General features: G+C 73.9%; 14 protein-coding genes and 1 tRNA gene. 5 read left to right on the top strand and 10 right to left on the bottom strand.

What is annotated here, in order from left to right; genetic code table 11:
• Positions 1–137: 137 nt before the first annotated feature.
• The 3 genes from AB0883_RS17315 to AB0883_RS17305 all read right to left on the bottom strand — a co-directional run bounded on the left by AB0883_RS17315 (position 138) and on the right by AB0883_RS17305 (position 3,425).
• The gene (locus AB0883_RS17315) at positions 138–1,298 is read right to left on the bottom strand and encodes a branched-chain amino acid ABC transporter substrate-binding protein (RefSeq protein ID WP_358092977.1); all 1,161 of its coding nucleotides are present in this window, start codon (positions 1,296–1,298) and stop codon (positions 138–140) included.
• A gap of 259 nt (positions 1,299–1,557) precedes the next feature.
• A complete protein-coding gene (locus tag AB0883_RS17310) occupies positions 1,558–2,724 on the bottom strand; it encodes a hypothetical protein (RefSeq protein WP_366642124.1) in 1,167 nt (388 codons plus the stop codon).
• Between the two features lie 80 nt (positions 2,725–2,804).
• Complete coding sequence (locus tag AB0883_RS17305) at positions 2,805–3,425, bottom strand: response regulator (RefSeq protein ID WP_089003337.1); 621 nt, start codon at positions 3,423–3,425, stop codon at positions 2,805–2,807.
• 95 nt (positions 3,426–3,520) lie between these two features.
• On the opposite strand from AB0883_RS17305, the gene AB0883_RS17300 reads away from it, so the two are divergent.
• Positions 3,521–3,604 (top strand) — tRNA-Leu (locus AB0883_RS17300).
• Positions 3,605–3,714: 110 nt separating this feature from the next.
• Entirely contained in the window at positions 3,715–4,386 is a 672-nt protein-coding gene (locus tag AB0883_RS17295) for a transcriptional regulator (RefSeq protein WP_366642123.1), read from the top strand.
• A 289-nt stretch (positions 4,387–4,675) separates the two neighbouring features.
• Here the strand turns inward: AB0883_RS17295 and AB0883_RS17290 are convergent, their stop codons facing one another.
• The gene (locus tag AB0883_RS17290) at positions 4,676–5,854 is read right to left on the bottom strand and encodes a PLP-dependent aspartate aminotransferase family protein (RefSeq protein WP_366642122.1); all 1,179 of its coding nucleotides are present in this window, start codon (positions 5,852–5,854) and stop codon (positions 4,676–4,678) included.
• A gap of 83 nt (positions 5,855–5,937) precedes the next feature.
• Here AB0883_RS17290 and AB0883_RS17285 point away from each other — a divergent pair, with 83 nt between their 5' ends.
• Both AB0883_RS17285 and AB0883_RS17280 read left to right on the top strand, forming a co-directional pair.
• Entirely contained in the window at positions 5,938–6,417 is a 480-nt protein-coding gene (locus AB0883_RS17285) for an Lrp/AsnC family transcriptional regulator (RefSeq protein ID WP_088999305.1), read from the top strand.
• Between the two features lie 71 nt (positions 6,418–6,488).
• Positions 6,489–7,511, top strand: coding sequence for an LLM class flavin-dependent oxidoreductase (locus AB0883_RS17280; protein WP_366642121.1), 1,023 nt, complete (start codon positions 6,489–6,491; stop codon positions 7,509–7,511).
• A gap of 220 nt (positions 7,512–7,731) precedes the next feature.
• Here the strand turns inward: AB0883_RS17280 and AB0883_RS17275 are convergent, their stop codons facing one another.
• Positions 7,732–10,005, bottom strand: a complete 2,274-nt coding sequence (locus tag AB0883_RS17275; protein ID WP_366642120.1) for a cellulose binding domain-containing protein — start codon at positions 10,003–10,005, stop codon at positions 7,732–7,734.
• Positions 10,006–10,353: 348 nt separating this feature from the next.
• Here AB0883_RS17275 and AB0883_RS17270 point away from each other — a divergent pair, with 348 nt between their 5' ends.
• On the top strand, positions 10,354–11,787 hold the full coding sequence (locus tag AB0883_RS17270) for a pyridoxal-dependent decarboxylase (RefSeq protein ID WP_366642119.1): 1,434 nt from the start codon (positions 10,354–10,356) through the stop codon (positions 11,785–11,787).
• 229 nt (positions 11,788–12,016) lie between these two features.
• Here AB0883_RS17270 and AB0883_RS17265 read toward each other — a convergent pair whose 3' ends face one another.
• The 5 genes from AB0883_RS17265 to AB0883_RS17245 form a co-directional block, all read right to left on the bottom strand.
• Positions 12,017–13,054 (bottom strand): sulfite exporter TauE/SafE family protein, encoded by a 1,038-nt coding sequence (locus AB0883_RS17265; RefSeq protein WP_366642257.1) that lies wholly within the window; start codon positions 13,052–13,054, stop codon positions 12,017–12,019.
• A 358-nt stretch (positions 13,055–13,412) separates the two neighbouring features.
• On the bottom strand, positions 13,413–13,883 hold the full coding sequence (locus AB0883_RS17260) for an Rrf2 family transcriptional regulator (protein WP_121400618.1): 471 nt from the start codon (positions 13,881–13,883) through the stop codon (positions 13,413–13,415).
• Between the two features lie 80 nt (positions 13,884–13,963).
• Positions 13,964–14,848, bottom strand: coding sequence for an acyl-CoA thioesterase II (locus AB0883_RS17255; RefSeq protein WP_366642118.1), 885 nt, complete (start codon positions 14,846–14,848; stop codon positions 13,964–13,966).
• Positions 14,845–16,293: a pyruvate kinase gene (pyk, locus tag AB0883_RS17250; RefSeq protein WP_366642117.1), complete on the bottom strand. Its 1,449-nt coding sequence runs from the start codon at positions 16,291–16,293 to the stop codon at positions 14,845–14,847. The genes AB0883_RS17255 and pyk overlap by 4 nt, the downstream gene beginning before the upstream one ends.
• Before the next feature lie 344 nt (positions 16,294–16,637).
• The gene (locus AB0883_RS17245; protein ID WP_121400615.1) at positions 16,638–17,003 is read right to left on the bottom strand and encodes a YciI family protein; all 366 of its coding nucleotides are present in this window, start codon (positions 17,001–17,003) and stop codon (positions 16,638–16,640) included.
• Positions 17,004–17,222 lie beyond the last annotated feature (219 nt).

Genomic DNA, 17,222 nt, shown 5'->3' with positions numbered 1-17,222 from the left:
GTCGGCCGAGGCGCCCGGCTCGGGATGCGGGTCGGCGCCGGGTGCGGCCAGTCCATCGGTACGGGATTGGAGCTTAGAGCCGGGCCCCCCCGGCCGCGCCCGCGATCACCACTCAATCGCCGTAGCAGCGACCGACGTCAGGACTTGGGGATCTCCTGGTCCGGAACGACCTTGCCGCCGACGACCTTGAAGGCCCAGACCTTCACCTGCGCCGGGTCGAGCTCGCCGCCCTCGACGAACTTGTAGCTCGCCGCGACGCCCTCGCCGCTGTAGCCCTTCACGAACTCCAGCAGGCCCTCACGGGTGGTCTTGCCCGCCTTGATGCCGGCGAGCAGGATGTTCGCCGCGTCGTAGGCGGTGTCGCTGTAGGTGCCCGGGTCGGCGCCGTTGAGCGCCTTGTACTCCTGGACGAAGGTGCCGCGCGCCTCGGCGGCCGGCTGGCACGGGCAGGTGAGGATGGTGCCCTCGGCCGCCGCCGCGCCCGCGGAGGTGATGTACGCGGCGTCGTTCACGCCGTCACCGGCGATCAGCGGGGCGGTGATCCCGGCAGCGGTGAGCTGCTTGCGGATCAGGCCGGCCTCCTGGTAGTAGCCACCGTAGAAGATCGCCTTGACGTTGGCGGCCTTGACCTTGGTGACCACGGCCGAGAACTCGACCTGCTTGCCCTCGCCCTGGACCTTGTCGGAGCCGACGACCGCCGGGCCGAGCAGCTTCTTGACCTCGTCGGCCAGGCCGGCGCCGTACGCGGACTGGTCGTCGATGACGTAGACCTTGTCGGCCTTCAGCACGTTCTTGATGTAGTTGCCGGCCGCCGGGCCCTGGCTGAAGTCGTTGCCGACCGCGCGGAAGAACGTCTTCCAGCCCTGCTCCGCCAGGCTCGGGCGGGTCGCGGAGGGGGTGATGGTGACAAGACCGGCCTCGTTGAAGAGCGGACCGGCGGCCTCCGACTCACCCGAGTAGGCCGGGCCGACGATGCCGAGGATCTTGGTGTCGTCGATGGCCTTCTGGGCCAGCTGCGGCGCCTGGTCCGGGCTGCCCTGCGAGTCCAGGGGAACCAGCTCGACCTTGCAGTCGGCGTTCTCCTTGTTGTACTTGTCGACCGCCAGCTTGACGCCGTTGTTCTCGTTGATGCCGAGCGCCGCCGAGCTGCCGGTCAGCGCGCCGAAGAACGCGATCTTGTTGCCACAGGCGTCGCCACCGGACGCCGTGTCGTCGCTACCGCTGGAGCATGCGGTGCCGCCGGCGACGAGCGCCAGCATGGCGACCCCACCGATAACGCGCGCGAGCTTCTGCCTCAAGGCCCGAACCCTCCTCCATCCAATGGTCCGAACCACCCGCTGCCGATTGGCCCTTGCGGGGGCGGACGAACCAGACCGTCGTCGCCGGTCTGGGGCCGGACGCTATCCCACCTTTGAGCTGTGACGAAAGCCCCAGGGGAGCGGGTTGACCGAACCGTTACACGGCGTGGCGGATTCGAAACGATCGCTGTAAGAACCGTCGGCCGCGAAAGCCCCTCACCTTCGTTTCATCGGTAACGGACCGAACCTCGTCCACCCCCTACCGATCGATGGTCGGCAAACCGACTGACCAGGCACGGGACGCCTCCCCGTCGTCGGACACCAACACCAGTCGATCACCCTGCGACGCGACCGCCACGGCCGTGTTCCCGCCGTCGGGCACCGGGGCCGGCATAGCCATCAGTCGCCACGAATCCCCCGCATCGGCGGAAAGCCACAGTCCGTGACCATCGCCGTCCCCCGTCACCGCGACCAGCTCCCGCCCGGCCGGCACCAGGGCGTCGACCGAGGACACCCCCGGACCGGCCGCGCCGAACCCGCCGGCCCGCCGCCACTCGTCGCCCGCCAGCCGCCAGGCGGCGAAGCCGTCGCGCACCGGACCGAGGGCCACCACCGCACCGTCGACCGACGCCACCCGCTGCGCCTGCCCACGCCCGTCCGGCACCGGCAGCGCCACCCGTCGCCAGGCCCGGCCGTCGGCCGAACTCCAGGCCAGGGGCGCCAGCGCCGTCGCGCCGGGCGGCAGCACCGCGCCCACCACCCACCAACCCGACGGCACGGCCACCACGTCGTACGCGACCGTCCGGCCCCGCCCGTCAGCGGCGAGCTCCGCCACGCCCTCCCGGATCGTGAACCGCTCGCCGTCCGGCGACGTCCAGACCGCCGCCCCGTCGACCCGCGCCCCCGCGATCAGCCAACCGGCCGGCCCCGCCGCGAGCCGCGCCACGCTCACCGCGCGCGGGCCGGCGTACAGCTCGAAGGGCGCCGCCGCCTCCCGCAGCCGCCCGTCCGGCGACTGCGACCAGGTGCCCGTGCGCGGGTTGCCGTGCGCGCCGCCGTTCTTCGCCCCGAGCGCCGCCAGCCGGCCGTCGCGGCACGCGGCCGCGTAGAGCACGTGCTGGCGGCCGTAGTGGCTCGACGGGGACACCGGCAGCGCCGTCCACGACACGCCGTCGGCGCTGCGCCAGGCGGCCGGCCGGGTCTCCCCCGCCGCGTCGGCCAGCCCGCCGACCGCGTACCACGTGCCGGCGCAGGCCACGGCGTCGCGCAGCAGCGGCCGGCCGGGGGCGCCCGGCGGCGCCGGCAGGGTCAGCGGCTGCCACCGCGGGCGCAGCGGCTCGTCGACGGGCTCCGCGGGAGCCCGGCCGCAGCCGGCCCCCAGCACCGCGAGGAGACCGAGCACCGCCACCAGCCGCCGGGTCCGCATGGATCAGATGTTATCGATCAACGGGTCCCGCGAGGAGCCCCCGGAGCCGTCTCCGGCGTGTCGCGTCGCCCGGCGGCGCGTCAGGAGGCGGGCTGGGCGACCTCACCGCCGGCGGTCTCGGCGAGGATCCGCTCGGCGACCTCCTTCATGGTCATCCGGTGGTCCATCGCCGTGCGCTGGATCCACTTGAACGCCTGCGGCTCGGTCATCCCGTACGTCGTCATCAGCGCGCCCTTGGCGCGCTCGACCGTCTTGCGGATCTCCAGCCGGTCGGTCAGCCCCGCGACCTCCGCCTCCAGGGCGGCGATCTCCGAGTAGCGCGACAGCGCGATCTCCACCGCCGGCACCAGGTCGCTCTTCTGGAAGGGCTTCACGAGGTACGCCATCGCGCCGGCCGCCCGCGCCCGCTCCACCAGGTCACGCTGGCTGAACGCGGTCAGGATGATCACCGGGGCGATCCGGGCGCCCGCGATCCGCTCGGCGGCGGCCAGCCCGTCCATGATCGGCATCTTGATGTCGAGGATGACCAGATCCGGCTTCAGCTCCTCGGCGAGCCGGACGGCGGTCTCCCCGTCACCGGCCTCGCCGACGACCTCGTACCCCTCCTCGACGAGCATCTCGGCGAGGTCCAGCCGGATCAGCGCCTCGTCCTCGGCGATCAGAACGCGCCTGCGCTCGACGTCCGTCTGCGTCTCGGCCACGAGCCACTCCCACCATCGTTCCCGGCACGGCTACCACCCATGCTCCCGCATGAGCCTAGTCGGGTACAGTGGGCCGGACCCCGCGCAGGGGTTAAGCCGGGATGGAGGAATCGGCAGACTCGGATGCCTCAAAAGCATCTGCCCGAGAGGGCGTGCGGGTTCAAGTCCCGCTCCCGGCACTTCTGTCATACACCTGTTCGACAATTTCCGGGTGCACCCACCTGAGATGCGTGCCCGAGCCCGAGCACTTCGCGCCCGTGGCAACAACATCCGGTCAGTCGCCCGAGCCATGTCCCTGCCCTACAGCACCGTCTGGCACTGGTGCGTCGACCGGCCCGAGCCGGTCGTCGTCGGCACCGCCGCCCGCTGTTTCCGCTGCTCCCCTGATGTCGGCGATCCGACCGATCCTGCGGCCTACTCCTATCTGCTCGGTCTCTACCTCGGGGACGGTCATCTGGTCACCACCGACCGCGTTCCTGTCCTACGCGTCTACTGCGCCAACGCGTGGCCCGACCTCATCGACGCCTGCGACGTCGCGATGAAGGCGGTGCTCGCGAACAGGGTCCAGCGGATCCAGAAGCAGGGCTGCGTGGCGGTGCAGAGCACCGGGAGACACTGGCCCTGTCTGATCCCACAGCACGGGCCCGGCAAGAAGCACGACCGGCCGATCGTCCTCGCCGACTGGCAGGAGCAGATCGTCAGCAGGTTCCCGGGCGACTTCGTGCGCGGCCTGTTCCACTCCGACGGGTGCCGCTTCGCCAACCGGGTCACCGTCCGGGGCAAGGAGTACGTCTACCCGCGCTACATGTTCGTCAACGAGTCGGCCGACATCATGGTCCTCTGCCAGTGGGCGTTGGACCTACTCGGCGTCGCGTGGCGGATGACCCGCCGCAACTGCCTCTCGGTGGCACGGCGGGAGGCGGTCGCCGCCCTCGACCGCCACGTCGGCCCGAAGTCCTGACCCGTCAGACCCGGTAACCCGCTCCCGCCGCGTCGCGCCACCGCCACGTGCCGCGCCACCGCCACCTGATGTGCCCCGCCCGGACGAGTGCCGCCGTGCCGGCCGGTCGGGTCACGAGTGGAACCTCACGGGTGTCACACGACCTCTTTGGCGACCGCGCTGTTCCACCCGTGCGGCACGTCGCCGCACGGCGGCTCGCGGCAGCGGAGGGGCCCGCCGAGCCACCCGTGCGGCACGTCGTCGCCGCACGGCGGCTCGCGGCACCGGGGGCGGCCGACGTCGGCCCGGGTCAGCCGAGTGCGGCGAGTGCCTGGGCCAGGTCGGCGCGCAGGTCCTCCGCGTCCTCCAGGCCCACCGAGATGCGGAGCAGGCCCCCGCACGGCTTGGCCTCCCCCTCGACGGGCCGGTGGGTCAGCGAGGCCGGGTGCTGGATGAGGGTGTCGACGCCGCCCAGGGACACCGCGTGGGTGATCAGCCGGCAGGCGTTCGCGACGGCGGACGCGGCGGGCGCGCCGCCGCGTACCTCGAAGGCGAGGAGGCTGCCGGGGCCGCTCATCTGCCGTCCGACGAGCCCGGCGGGGTCGTGCAGCGACGGGTGGTGCACGCGCGCGACGGCGGGGTGGGCGGCGAGCCAGGCGGCGAGCTTCTCGGCGCCGGCCTGCTGGGCGCGCACCCGCACCGGCAGGGTCTGCAGGCCGCGGTGCAGCAGGTACGCGCCGAGGGGGTGCAGGATCGCGCCGGTGAGCGCGCGGACCTGGCGCAGCCGGGCGGCCCAGTCGGCGTCGCAGGCGACCACGCCGGCGAGGACGTCGCCGTGCCCGCCGATGCTCTTGGTGGCGCTGTGCAGCACGAGCGTGGCGCCGTGCCGGGTGGGCTGCTGGAGCACGGGGGTGGCGACGGTGTTGTCGACGAGCAGCGGCACGTCGCCTGCGGCGCGGGCGAGGGCGGCGATGTCGACCAGGTCGAGGGTGGGGTTGGCCGGGGTCTCGGCGATCACCAGGGCGGTGTCGGGGCGCACGGCGGCGGCGACCTCACCCGCGCGGGCCCAGGTGACGGTGGTGCCGAGCAGGCCGGTGGCGAGCACGTGGTCGGTGCCGCCGTAGAGGGGCCGGACGGCGACGAGGTGCCGCTTCCCGTCCCGGGTGGCGGCGAGCAGGGTGGCGGTGAGGGCGGCCATGCCGCTGGCGAAGGCGACGGAGTCGGTGGTGCCCTCGAGGTCGGCGAGGGCGGTCTCGAAGCGGGCCACGGTGGGGTTCCACAGGCGCTGGTAGACGGCGCTGCCCCCGGCGGGGAGGGTGCCTCCGGTGGCGAGGGCCTCGTACGCGTCGCCGCCGGCGTCGACCGACGGCAGCGGGTTGGTGGTGGAGAAGTCGATCGGCGGCACGTGGACGCCGAGGGCGGCGAGGTCGTCGCGGCCGGCGTGCACGGCTCTGGTGTCCACGGTCGTCATGCCGGAAGGATCGAACATAGCGCCAACCGACGGCAATAGTTCCGAACATGATTCGGTAATTACGCTTGGAAGCGCGGGCATGTTCGATGGATGATGCCTACATGCCCCTTGCGACGAATGATGTGCGGCGCTTCGCCGACCTGGACGACACCGACCGGGCGATCCTGTCGGAGCTGGCCGCCGACGGCCGGCTGCCGAACAACGCCCTCGCCGAACGGGTCGGGGTGGCCCCCTCGACGTGCCTGACCCGCACCCGAGCACTGCGCGAGCGCGGGGCGATCCGCGGGTTCCACGCCGAGGTGGATCCGGCGGCGGTGGGGCTGCCGTTGCAGGCGCTGGTGTCGGTGCGGTTGACCGCGCACGAGCGGGCGGCGGTGGACGCGTTCCGGGCCCGGTCGGTGCGGCTGCCGGGGGTCGTGGCGGTGTTCCACGTGGCGGGCGCGGAGGACTACGTGCTGCACGTGCGGGCGGCCTCGGCGGACGCGCTGCGGGACTTCGTACTGGACCACCTGGCCGTGGACCCGGCGGTGCTGCACACCCAGACGAGTCTGATCTTCGAGCAGGCGCGCGGCATGGGGTGAGACCCGACGGTCGGGGGCGGCGGGCACCGTGAGCCTGGTCGCTCCGGGGAACAATCCCGAGGTGGGCGGGGTTGGCCAAACGTGTGATCAACGTACCGCTGTCTGTTCTCGATCTTGCCCCTGTCGCGGCCGGCGCCACCGCGGGCGCGGCGCTGCGGCACACCACCGAGCTGGCCCGGCGCACGGAGGAACTCGGGTACCGCCGGTTCTGGGTGGCCGAGCACCACAACATGCCGGCCATCGCGAGTTCCGCCCCGGCGGTGCTGCTCGCGCACCTGGCGGCGCACACGTCGACGATCCGGCTGGGCTCGGGCGGGGTGATGCTGCCCAACCACGCGCCGCTGGTGGTGGCCGAGCAGTTCGGCACGCTGGAGGCGCTGCACCCGGGCCGCATCGACCTGGGCATCGGCCGCGCCCCCGGCACCGACCAGGTGACCGCGCTGGCGTTGCGCCGGACGATGGAGGGGCTGTCGGCGGAGGGCTTCCCCCGGGAGCTGGCGGACCTGATGAACTACTTCAGCGGCGAGCGGCCGGGGCCGATCACGGCCACCCCCGGCCTCGGCGAGCAGCCGGCCGTCTGGCTGCTCGGCTCCAGCGGGTTCAGCGCCCAGCTGGCCGGGCTGCTGGGCCTGCCGTTCTCCTTCGCGCACCACTTCAGCGCGCAGAACACGGTGCCCGCGCTGGCGCTGTACCGGCAGCACTTCCGGCCGTCGAAGTGGCTGGAGCAGCCGTACGCGATGGTGGCCGTCAACGCGGTCTGCGCGGACACCGACGAGCGGGCGGAGTGGCTGGCGGGGCCGGCGGCGCTGTCGTTCCTGCGGCTGCGCTCGGGGCGGCCCGAGCCCCTGGCGACGCCGGACGAGGCGGCGGCGTACCCGTACACGGAGGCCGAGCGCGAGTTCGTGCGCCAGCGCCGGGACGGGCAGGCGACGGGCTCCCCGGAGACGGTACGGCGGCAGCTCGGCGAGCTGCTGGCGCGCACGGGCGCGGACGAGCTGATGCTGACCACGCTGGTGTACGACGTGGCCGACCGGGTGCGCTCGTACGAGCTGATCGCCGAGCACGTGGCCGGTGGCCTGCTCCGGAAGGGCTGAAACACGATCTTCACGTCGGCGTCACCGGGGCGACGCGTGGCGCGCCTAGTTTTGTCCTCGGTGGTGGTACGGCATTCCCGGTCGGGACGGGTCGGGGATGCCGCGGTGTGGGGCACCGGGCCGGAGCTGTGCGGATTCCGCGGCTGCGGCCCGGTGCCTGTTTCACCCCCGTGGCCGGCCGGCGGAGCGCCACGAGGCGCCGTCGCCGGCCGGGCGACTGTCAGCGCAGGTGGATGTCGGGCGTGGGCGGGGCGGCCATGCCGTCGCCGAGGAAGAAGCCCGGGTGCGGGGGCTGGTTGTAGGCGGTGTTCTGCCAGGCGACCGCGACCCGGTACTGCGGGTCGTGCATGAGCGTGTGGATCCGGGTGCCGGTGGGCGTGGGCGTGCTGTAGATCCGCAGGGCGCGGCTGTCGCTGGTGCGCCAGACGACCTCCTCCCGCCAGTCGCCGAACAGGTCGGCGGAGAGCGCCGGGTTGGACTTGGTGCCGTTGTTCGCCGCCACGCCGCTGGCGGTGAGCAGGCGGGTGTCGCCGCCCGTGCCGTACTTGTCGATGCGGGTGGCGTCGAGCAGTTCCCGGACGGGGTCGCCGTCCCACCAGACGAGGAAGTTCGCCGAGGACGGCCTGCGCCCGACGACGGCTCCGGTGGCGCCGTAGAGGTCCGTCATGTGGGTGCCGGCGCCCCAGAACTCGGCGCCGGGGCTGCCGGCGTGGACGTCGGCGGCGACGCCCCGGCCGGGGCCCTCGGCTCCCCCGTTGTTCGGCCGCTGCCAGACGACCTGGCCGGTACGGGCGTCGTGCAGGTCGGCCGCCGGCTGGTTGCCGGACTCGTGGATCGTGAAGACCTCCAGGCCGGCGCGGCCGGGGACGAGGTCGCCGACGTGCAGGGCGTCGCCGTGGCCGAACCCGGTGGCGTACATCAGGCGGCCGTCGTCGTTGATGGTGGCCGATCCGTACACGATCTCCTGTCGCCCGTCGGCGTCGACGTCGGCGACGGAGAGGTTGTGGTTGCCCTGGCCGAAGGCGGCGCCGTTGCCCGAGGCGTTGGAGTCGAAGGTCCACCGCTTGCGCAGGGTGCCGTCGCGGAAGTCCCAGGCCGCCACGACCGCCCGGGTGTAGTAGCCGCGGGCCATCACCAGCGAGGGGCGCTGCCCGTCGAGGTAGGCGGTGGCGGCGAGGAAGCGGTCGACGCGGTTGCCGTAGCTGTCGCCCCAGGAGGAGACCGTGCCCCGGGGCGGGTCGTAGGCGACGGTGGAGAGGACCGCGCCGGTGCGGCCGTCGAACATGGTCAGGTACTCGGGGCCGGCGAGGACGTATCCGCTGGAGTTGCGGTGGTCGGCGGTGGCGGAGCCGATCACCTGGCCGGTGCCGGAGCGGGTGCCGTCGGCGGTCTTCATGGCCACCTCGGCGCGGCCGTCGCCGTCGTAGTCGTACACCTGGAACTGGGTGTAGTGGGCCCCGGCGCGGATGTTGCGGCCCAGGTCGACGCGCCACAGCCGGGTGCCGGTGAGGGTGTACGCGTCGACGTACACGTTGCCGGTGTAGCCGGACTGGGAGTTGTCCTTGGCGTTGGACGGCTCCCACTTGACCACGAACTCGTAGTCGCCGTCGCCGTCGAGGTCGCCGACCGAGGCGTCGTTGGCCGAGTACGTGTAGCTCTCGCCGCTCGGCGTGCTCGCGCCCGGCGGCACCTGCAACGGCACGTCGAGGTGACCGGCGGGGAACTGGAGCGCGGCCGGGGAGGCGGCCTGCTCGGCGCCGCCGACCACGGCGCGCACGGTGTAGGTCGCGTCGGCCGCCGCGCCGCTGTCGAGGTAGTTGGTGGCTCCGGTGATCGGGCTGCCGTTGACCCTGGTCGCGCCGCGGTAGAGGTTGAAGGCCACCCCGGCGGTCTCGGTGCCGAGCAGCCGCCAGGAGATCAGGTTGCCGGTGCCGGAGCGGACGCTGACCAACCCCCGGTCGAGGTCCTCCATCTGCACCGCCCCGGCCGGGGGCGGAGTGGTGGGCGGCGGGGTGGTCGGCGGCGGGGTCGTGGGCGGTGGGCTGCTCGGCGGTGGCGTGGTCGGGCCGCCGGTGGGCGCGGCGCCGGTGCAGACGGTGCCATTGAGGGCGAAGCCGGTCGGCGGCGGGTTGCTCCCCTCCCACGAGCCGTTGAAGCCGAAGGTGGTGCCGGCACCGGTGGCGATCACCGCGTTGTGGTCGACGTTGCGGGCGGTCACCTGGGCGCCGGACTGGTCGACGAGGGCGTTCCACGCCTGGGTGACCCGCTGGCCGGCGGCGTACGACCAGGTGAGGGTCCAGCCGTTCACCGGATCACCCAGGTTGGTGACGGTGACGTCGGCGCCGAAGCCGCCCGGCCACTGGTTGGTGATCCGGTGATCGACGCGGCAGCCGGCGGCGGCAGCCGCGGCGGTGAGGGTCGGAAGCGTACCGGCGGCGAGTGCGGCCGCGGCGGCCGCGGCGAGCAGCGCGACGCGGCGGTGGGTGACGGGCATGGGGGTGTCCTCCGGAGAGGTCGGGCGCGCGGGAACCGTCGCCGTCGGCCTGCCCGGGCCGGCGGGAGGACACGCCGCGCTGGCGGCGGTGGTCCGACGCCGCCGATCCGGCGTCGGTGTCGACGCCGCAGGTCCGGTGTCGGCACCCCGACGCCGTCACTGCGGCGTGGGTGTCCCGGCCAGGCGACGTCGAGGGGTGGCTCCGCGCACCTGCGATGCTAGGGCAAGCGCCTTCTACGGACAATCCGCTCATCCCCCCGTCCCGGCCTCCCTCTCCCGGCGTCCTCCGCGTCGGGGACCCTCGGCGCTTCCCTTGCCCCGGGCCCGGATTCTTGATCGACTCAGGGCGTGGCTGAGCACATGACCCCGGACGAGTTCCGCCGCGCCGGGCACGCCGTGGTGGACTGGATCGCCGACTACTGGGCGACGCTGGAGCGGCGCCCGGTGACCTCGCAGGACCCGCCCGGGACGGTGGCCGCCCGGCTGCCGGCCGGCCCGCCGGAGCACGGCGAGCCGGTGGAGGCGGTCCTGGCCGACCTGGACGCCCTGGTCACGCCGGGTCTGACGCACTGGCAGCACCCCGGCTTCTTCGGCTACTTCCCGGCCAACACCTCCGGGCCGAGCGTGCTGGGCGACCTGGTCAGCGCCGGGCTGGGCGTGCAGGGGATGCTCTGGGCGACCGGGCCGGCGTGCACCGAGCTGGAGACGGTGCTGCTGGACTGGCTCGCCGACCTGCTGGACCTGCCGAAGCGGTTCCGCTCCGGCTCCGGGGGCGGCGGGGTGATCCAGGACTCGGCGTCCTCGGCGACGCTGGTGGCCACCCTGGTCGCGCTGCACCGCGCCAGCGGCGGCCGGTGGCGCGAGGTCGGCGTCGACCGCCGCTACCGCGCCTACGCCTCGACCCAGGGCCACTCGTCCATCGAGAAGGCCGCGCGGATCGCCGGGCTGGGCGCCGACGGCGTACGACCGGTCGAGGTCGACCCGGAGACGCAGGCGATGTCCCCGGCGGCGCTGCGCGCGGCCATCGAGGCGGACGTGGCGGCCGGCGTCGTCCCGGCGATCGTGGTGGCCACCGTCGGCACCACCTCCACGACCGCGATCGACCCGCTGCCGGAGATCGGCGCGATCTGCGCCGAGTACGGCGTCTTCCTGCACGTCGACGCCGCGTACGCGGGAGCGGCGGCGGTCTGCCCGGAGCTGCGGTTCGGGCACGTCGGCCTGGAGTACGCCGACTCGTACTGCTTCGACCCGCACAAGTGGCTGCTCACCGGCTTCGACTGCGACGCGTTCTGGGTGGCCGACACGGCGGAGCTGATCGAGGCGCTGAGTGTGCTGCCGGAGTACCTGCGCAACGCCGCCACCGAGTCTGGCGCGGTGATCGACTACCGGGACTGGCAGGTGCCGCTGGGCCGCCGGTTCCGGGCGTTGAAGCTCTGGTTCGTGCTGCGCTGGTACGGCGCCGAGGGGCTGCGCGCGCACATCCGCTCCGGCGTGGCGCTCGCCGCCCGGTTCGCCGACCGGGTCCGCGCCGACGACCGGTTCGCGCTGGTGGGGGCGCACCCGTACTCGCTGGTGTGCTTCCGGCTGGCGGCGGACGACAAGGTCAACGCGGAGCTGCTGGCCCGGGTCAACGCCACCGGCCGGGTGCACCTGACGCACACCCGGGTCAACGGCCGCTACACGCTGCGCCTGGCCGTCGGCTCCCCGCAGACCACCGAGGTCCACGTCGACGAGGCGTGGACCCTCCTCGCCGACGCCGCGACCGCCCTCCTCCCCCACTGACGACCCGACCCACCGACGGTCACGCCGAGAAGCGAGTGTCCGGCAGCACGCCGCCACCCGCCCCAGGACAACCGCCCACGGCGCGCTCGCCACACACGGCGGAGACGCCGCACACGGCGGAGACGCACGCGCGGCGGAGCGCCGCGCACGGCGGAGGCCCCCGGAGATCTTGGTGGGAAACGGCCCCTCCGGGGGCACTTCCCTACCAAGATCTCCGCCGGGAGGTGGGTCAGCGGTGGTCGGGGGCGCCGGCCGTCGCCGGCTGAGGGGTGATCGCGGGTTCCGGGGAGCGCGGCAACGACTCGGCCGCGCCAGGGACCGCGGGCCGGTCGGCCGGCGCGGCGGTCGCCACCGACGGGGCGTCGGTCAGGGTGTCGGCCGCGAGGGCGGCTGCGGCGACGGCCCGCTGACGGCGGGTGCGCAGCAGCGCCCGGACGGCCAGTGCGAGGGCGGTGGCCCAGGCGACGGCCAGCAGGACGTAGACGGCGGGCCGGGCCGGGCCGCCGAGGTCGGCCGAGCGCATCAGCGTGCGGGCGTTGGTCAGCACGATCACGCCGCCGATCGCCGCGCCGAGCAGCTGGGCGGGGACGATGCGCACCAGCCAGGCCGCGATCGGCGCGGCGATCAGGCCGCCCACGAGCAGCGCGGCCACCATGGGCAGCAGGAAGCCCTCGGAGCCGAGGCCGATCAGGAAACCGAGGCTGGCGGCGCCGGCGACCACGAACTCGGACGTGTCCACCGAACCGATCACCTTGCGCGGCTCCATCCGCCCGCTGACCAGCAGGGCCGGCGTGGCCACCGGGCCCCATCCGCCGCCGCCGGTGGCGTCGACGAAGCCGGCGACCAGGCCGAGGGGGCCGAGGAAGCGGCTCCGCAGCCGGCCGCCGCGCCGATCGGTCCGCAGGGGCCGGGAGAAGCGCACCAGCAGGTACGCGCCGAGGGTGAACAGGATGCCGGCCATCCAGGGGGCGGCCGACTCGGTGGAGATCGAACTGAGGAAGGTCGCCCCGGCGAACGCGCCCACGGCGCCGGGGAGGGCGATCCGGCCGACCACCCGCCAGTCGACGTTGCCGAACCGCCAGTGCGACACCCCGGCGGCGAGCGTGGTGCCGATCTCGGCCAGGTGCACCGACGCCGACGCGGCGGCCGGCGCCACCCCGACGAGCAGCAGCAACGTGGAGGAGGTCAGCCCGTACGCCATGCCGAGCGCGCCGTCGACGAGTTGCGCGGCGAGCCCGACCAGCGCGAGGACCAGCAGCTTGCGCACGAGCGCCCCCTGACTTTTCGGCATCTCCTATCGACTTGGTCGACAATGCGGCACGGGGCGTGCCCCGGTCAAGCCTCCAACCGGTCAGTGAGACGACAGCCGCCGACCGGCCGCCGCCACCCGGGCCGGGCGGGGCGGCGACGGGCGCGTGCCCGAGCGGAGAACGAGGGCGACGGGACCGGACACGGACACGGGACCAGGTGCGGCGACCAGCGCGTGCCGAAGCGGGGAACGAGGGCGACGGCAACGGCCCGGACACGGGACCAGGTCAGGTCCCGGGGCCACACCGGGACTGCCGTCCGGTGAGGCGGCGGACCAGACGGGGAGCGGGTCCGGGGCCACAGCCGGGGGCTGCGGGTCAGGTCCAGGCGCGGGGGTCGGCGGCCAGCTCGACGACCCGGCCCGGCAGGGTGCCGCCGGCCACGTCGGCGACGGTGACCAGTTCCAGGATCTCGCGCTCGCTGGCCCGCAGGGCGATCCAGACCTCCTGGAGGGCCCGGGCCGCGCCGTGGTAGCCGAGCTCCTCGGGCCGCTGCCCGCGTACGTGCGCGAGCGGGCCGTCGATCACCCGGATCACCTCGGCCAGCGAGATCTCCCCCGCCGGCCGGGCCAGCCAGTAGCCGCCCTCCGGGCCGCGCTGGGCCTGCACGATGCCGCCCCGGCGCAGTTGCAGCAGGATGCTCTCCAGGAACTTCGGCGGGATCTCCTGGGCGCGGGCGATCTGGTCGGCGGTCACGGGCCGGCTTCGCCCGGGCCCGGCGTCGCCGGTCACCGAGGCGAGCTCGGCGACCGCGCGGAGGGCGTAGTCGACCCGGGCGGAGAGGCGCATGCGGCAAGGTTAGTCGCCTGGCCGCCCCGCCCGGACGATCACCCCTCAGCCGATCGGCCGGTGGCGATGTGTCGCCGAGGTCAGTCGCCGACGCGACGCAGCAGCCCTTCCTGCACGACGCTGGCGATGTGCCGCCCGTCCGTGGTGAACATGCGGCCGGTGGCGAGCCCCCGCGCGCCGGAGGCCGACGGGCTCCAGCAGTCGTAGAGGAACCAGTCGTCGGCGCGGAACGGCCGGTGGAACCAGAGCGCGTGGTCGAGGCTGGCACCGACCACGCCGCCCGGGCCCCAGACCTCGCCGTGGACCGAGAGCACCGAGTCCAGCAGCGTCAGGTCGGAGGCGTAGGCCAGCGCGCAGGCGTGCAGCAGCGGGTCGTCGGGCAGCCTGCCGTCGATCCGCATCCAGACCCGCTGGTGGGGGTCGGGGGGCCGGTCGCCGGGGCGTACCCAGCCGGGCTCGCCGACGTAGCGGACGTCGATCGGGCGCGGGATCTGCGCCCAGATGCCGAGCCGCTCCGGATAGCGGGCGAGCCGGTCGGTCATCGTCGGGACCTCGTCCGGGCCCGGCACGTCGGGCGGGGTGGGGGCCTGGTGGTCCAGGCCCTCCTCCGTCCGCTGGAACGACGCCGACATGAAGAAGATCGGCTTGTCGTGCTGGAGCGCCACCGAGCGGCGCACCGAGAAGGAGCGGCCGTCGCGGACGTTCTCCACCTCGTACACGATCGGCTCGGCCGGGTCGCCCGGGCGGACGAAGTAGCCGTGCAGGGAGTGCACGAAGCGGGCCGGGTCGACGGTGCGTCCGGCGGCGACCAGCGCCTGGCCGGCGACCTGGCCGCCGTACACCCGCTGGGGACCGACCGGGGGGCTCATCCCCCGGAAGGTCATCCCGCCGGTGTGCTCCAGGTCGAGCACCTCCAGGAGCTGGTCGACCGCGGCCTGCCCGACCGCGACGTCCGCGTCGCTCACTGCAAGGCCCGCGCCGACGCCGCGTCGACCAGCGACCCGAGCTGGTGTACGCGCAGCGTGTTGGTCGAGCCGGGAGTGCCGGGCGGGCTGCCGGCGACGATCACCACGTAGTCGCCGGGGTTGGCCCGGTCGAGCCCGAGCAGCGCCTGGTCGACCTGCCGGAACATGTCGTCGGTGTGCTCGACGAACGGCATCAGGAACGTCTCCACGCCCCAGGAGAGGGCGAGCTGGTTGCGCACCTCGGGCACCGGAGTGAAGGCGAGCAGCGGCAGGTCGCAGTGCAGCCGGGACAACCGCCGCACGGTGTCGCCGGTCTGCGAGAAGGCGACCAGGGCCTTGGCGCCGATGGCCCGGGCGATCGAGGAGGCGGCGACGGTGAGCGCGCCACCGTGCGTACGGGGGTCGTGCTGCAGGCGCGGCACGCCGATCGAGCCGGACTCGGTGGTGGTGACGATCTTCGCCATGGTGCTGACGGTGAGCACCGGGTACTTGCCGACGCTGGTCTCGCCGGAGAGCATCACCGCGTCCGCGCCGTCGAGCACGGCGTTGGCCACGTCGGAGGCCTCGGCGCGGGTCGGCCGGGAGTTCTCGATCATGGAGTCGAGCATCTGGGTGGCCACGATGACCGGCTTGGCGTTCTCCCGGCAGAGCTGTACGGCACGCTTCTGCACCAGCGGCACCTGGTCGAGCGGCAGCTCGACGCCGAGGTCGCCGCGGGCGACCATGACGCCGTCGAAGGCCAGCACGATCTGCTCCAGGCAGTCGACCGCCTCGGGCTTCTCCACCTTGGCCAGCACGGGGCGGTGCACACCCTCCTCGGCCATGATGCCGTGCACCAGCTTGATGTCGTCCGCCGACCGGACGAAGGAGAGCGCGATCAGGTCGACGCCCAGCCCGAGGGCGAACCGGAGGTCCTCGGCGTCCTTCTCGGACATCGCCGGCACGCTGACCGCCACGTTCGGCAGCGAGACGCCCTTGTTGTTGGAGACCGGGCCGCCCTCGGTGACCAGGCAGCGGATGTCGTTGCCGGTGACGTCGGTGACCTCGACGGCGACCCGGCCGTCGTCGATCAGCAGCCGGTCGCCGGGCTTCACCTCCTGCGGAAGCTTGCGGTAGGTGCAGGAGACCCGCTCCTTGGTGCCGAGCACGTCGTCACCGGTGATGACGACCGAGTCGCCGGTGCGCCACTCGTGCGGGCCGTCGGCGAACCGGCCGAGCCGGATCTTCGGGCCCTGTAGGTCGGCGAGCACGGCCACCGGCCGGCCGGCGGCTTCCGCGGCCTCGCGGACCAGCCGGTACACCGCCTCGTGATCCTCGTGGCTGCCGTGGCTGAAGTTGAGTCTCGCCACGTTCATGCCGGCCTCGACGAGGCCCCGGATGCGCTCCGGCGACGAGGTGGCAGGGCCAAGAGTGCAGACGATCTTCGCGCGGCGTGTCACGCCCATCAGGCTAGTCTCTCCTCCGGGTCGGGCCGAGGGCCGACCCTCTTGCGGACTGCGGAACATTGTCCAACGACGCGCGTCACGCGCGCAGCCGGCGGGCGGAACCCACGCCGGAACGTTGAGGCGGCGGGCATCGGCGACCGCGCGCCCGGAATCGTACGCCCCCGGCGCGAACGGACAACCGGGTGCTCCCCGGCGCGCGGGCCGACTCCACCGGAAGCGCGGGTCGACGCTGAGGCGGGGTGACGCAGGGCCGCCCGGCCCGCTGCGGATGCGGCCGGCGTCGTTTCCAAGCCGGACGGCGACCGCCTCCGCACGGGGCGTCGTCGCCGTGGCCGGTGGGCGGCTCAGCTCTGCGTCTTGACCAGCGGGAAGTCCAGGGAGCCCTCCGGGCAGAGGAAGGTCAGCACGTCGACCCGGTAGAGCCCCGCCTGGACGGCCGGGTCGGCCTCCATCACGCTGCGCACGTCGTCCACCGAGCCGGTGCGGGCCAGGCCGAAGCCGATCGGCGGGTCGGGCTCGCGGGCCGGGCCGTCCACCGAGCCGGCGACCAGGATGATCCCCCGCCGTTGCAGGGCCTGCATGTGCGCCAGGTGCTCGGCCTGCAACCGCTGCACCGTCTCCGCCGGCAGCGCCCGTCCGGCCGCGCCGGGATACAGCACGATGCACTCGTACGTGTCGAGCGCGAAGTCGACCTGCGGCACTCCCGTCATGGCGCCCCCTCCCGCGTCGCGCCGCACGCGGCGACCCGTGGTCGACGCCGAGCCGGCACGGCCCAGCGTCGCACGGGCGGGCGGCCGGCACGGGCGCTCCGGTCAACTTCGTCCGCGACCCGGCCCGGTTGCGGCCCGGGCGCGTCGTTTTCCCGGCGATGCCGTGGAGGGGCCCGGAGCGCGAGAGCCGGACGCTGTCCCACCCCCGCCCTACGCTGC

It is taken from the genome of Micromonospora sp. NPDC047812, assembly GCF_040704175.1.
Classification (GTDB): Bacteria; Actinomycetota; Actinomycetes; order Mycobacteriales; family Micromonosporaceae; genus Micromonospora.
The sequence above is the reverse complement of the archived record's forward strand: the minus strand, read 5'-3'. Positions and strand labels throughout refer to the sequence as shown.

Coding starts and splice junctions, on each gene's coding strand:
- AB0883_RS17295 (WP_366642123.1), top strand. CDS start 3,715: ATGTCCCTGCCCTACAGCACCGTCTGGCACTGGTGCGTCGACCGGCCC.
- AB0883_RS17275 (WP_366642120.1), bottom strand. CDS start 10,005: ATGCCCGTCACCCACCGCCGCGTCGCGCTGCTCGCCGCGGCCGCCGCG.
- AB0883_RS17260 (WP_121400618.1), bottom strand. CDS start 13,883: ATGCGCCTCTCCGCCCGGGTCGACTACGCCCTCCGCGCGGTCGCCGAG.
- AB0883_RS17310 (WP_366642124.1), bottom strand. CDS start 2,724: ATGCGGACCCGGCGGCTGGTGGCGGTGCTCGGTCTCCTCGCGGTGCTG.
- AB0883_RS17290 (WP_366642122.1), bottom strand. CDS start 5,854: ATGTTCGATCCTTCCGGCATGACGACCGTGGACACCAGAGCCGTGCAC.
- pyk (WP_366642117.1), bottom strand. CDS start 16,293: ATGGGCGTGACACGCCGCGCGAAGATCGTCTGCACTCTTGGCCCTGCC.
- AB0883_RS17245 (WP_121400615.1), bottom strand. CDS start 17,003: ATGACGGGAGTGCCGCAGGTCGACTTCGCGCTCGACACGTACGAGTGC.
- AB0883_RS17285 (WP_088999305.1), top strand. CDS start 5,938: ATGCCCCTTGCGACGAATGATGTGCGGCGCTTCGCCGACCTGGACGAC.